Raw genomic sequence first — 2,068 nt, 5'->3', positions numbered from 1 at the left:
CAAAGCCGCCCCTTGGGTCTACGCATGTTGCGTGACGGTTATCTGTACGTGATCGACAGCGCCACCGGCCTGAACGAGTACAGCATCAAGCAGGGGTCATTGGAACACTGGCTGTTCGACGGCAAGGAGGTCAAAGAGGATCACCGGACCCTCGCCCTGGGCGATCCTCCCGAAATGATCTTCTCCAAGAGCAGCGTCCTGCATGTCGCCTACTCGGAGGTGCAGTGGACCGTCGCCAAGTGCCGGCAGGTGCTCGATAGCGCCACCGAGCGCGAGCACTTCATGCAGCGCATCGACCTTGCGCCGGTCAACAGCGAACACATCGTCGCGCCGCTGCTGCGTGAGCGACACGCGAAGAAATGGCTGGCCGAGGTGGTGCGGGATCACGATGCCCCTCATCAAGGCCTTACCCCTGAAGAGAACATCCCGCACCTGTGGGAATACCCACCGCTGTTTCGTCAGACCTTGATCGAGGAACTGACCAGCCAGGTCAGCGATGATCACAAAAGCGACTTCCTGTTCCTCGTGGTACGCGACGATATCGGCGTAATGCGCGACCTGGCGAACTATCAGGACAAGGTGGTCGGCTGGATCGATGACTGGGCCCGCAGCGGTCAAGCAGAAGGCCACACCGAGCGTGATTATTTACTGGGCTGCTACATCGAATCGCTGAGCCAGATCAGTGCCGCCAACCTCGGCAAGATGGCCGAGAGCACCGATGACCCTGCGCTCAAGGCGTTATTGCTTGATCTGCAAGCGCTGCCCGAACCACAGCGCGATGAAACGCGGCAGGCGTTGCTGGAGGTGCTGAACCTTGATCCGGTTGCCAATCCGCTGCCCGGTGTTTCGGACCCCGATCATCCCCCCGACCTCAAGGCCCAACTAAAAAGCATCCAGCTCGGCCCCGTGCGAGCCATTGGCTACAACATGGCCAGCGAACTGAAAAAAACCGTCGAGCTGTATTACCTCAAGCAAAATCTCGCCACCGCCGACCCCGACTTTGTCGCCACCCACTGGCAAACCCTGGTCAAACTGCACCGAGAACAAGATAAACGGCTAAGAGACCTGCTGTACGGCGCCCGCTGGGGCCAGCGCGGAATCAACGACCTGATCGACCGTCCGCGCATGGACGCTTTTCTCAAGGCGCAACGCCCCAAGCTCGCGCATTGGAACACCCTGCTTGATCGCATCACCCACGACCGACTGGAGATGCTCACCCTCAACCGTTTCCACCGCGCCGCCTGGTATTACGACACCAACGATCTGGAGCAGATCGATCACGCCTTGCTCACCCAATACGACTGCTTGAAAGACCTGTGCCGCAGTGACACTGCCTACGACACCATTGTTGCCTGGCTGAACCGCAACCCGCAGCAGAGCCGCGCACTGTTTTTTACCTTGCCGCTGAGCGTACAGACCGAACTGGCCGCGCAATTCGCCTTGTTCACCAATGCGGGCTGGGGACTGCTTAAAAGCGCGCCGGAGTGGATCGAGAAGCTGAAAACGCTGTTTGCCGGCCACCTGCCGGACATCGAGACCCTGCCCCACCCCACGCAAGTCAATGCCACCGCCGCCTGGGGCACCCTCGCCCCCGCCGTGCAGTGGGGCGTGCAACAAGGGCTGCACGACTTCATGCAGGCCTTGGACAAAGGCCAGATGCCGGACATCGAGGCACTGTTTCGGTACCTGCCCAAGACCTTCGGGGTTTCGTTGCTCGACGCGGCACGGCGCGAGAAGGTCAGCTTTCAAATAGCAGATGCCGACGACCTGAAAGCCCTGGGTGAGACGGTCAAGGAGGTGCAGGCGAAACGTAGATACCTGCGTTCCCTGAACAACAATGCCCGTCGCTATCGTGCGGAAAAAGATCACTGGCTGGCTCAAGAGCTGGAAAACCAGCGGCCTGAGACTCAACAGAAACTTAACGTTCTGGAAGAGCGACTGGCCCGGATGCTGAGCCCGATTCGTGAACTACCAGAGGGCGCGGTTCATCTGCAAACAGCGACGTTTCCTCCAGAGCAGCAGGCGCAGGTACGGTCGCTGCTGGATAACTATCGGCAGGGGGTGAGGG

1 protein-coding gene is annotated in these 2,068 nt (G+C 59.9%); it reads left to right on the top strand.

Translation table 11 applies throughout. The annotated features are described in order from the left end of the window. Window positions 1-2,068: toxin VasX (locus QN399_RS26040; protein ID WP_330201916.1), on the top strand; the 2,068-nt coding region annotated here is incomplete at both ends.

Origin of the sequence: Pseudomonas sp. 10C3, from assembly GCF_036346185.1 — a bacterium.
Lineage (GTDB): Bacteria > Pseudomonadota > Gammaproteobacteria > Pseudomonadales > Pseudomonadaceae > Aquipseudomonas.
Note: the sequence above shows the minus strand (reverse complement) of the source record. Positions and strands in the feature narration are given on the sequence as shown.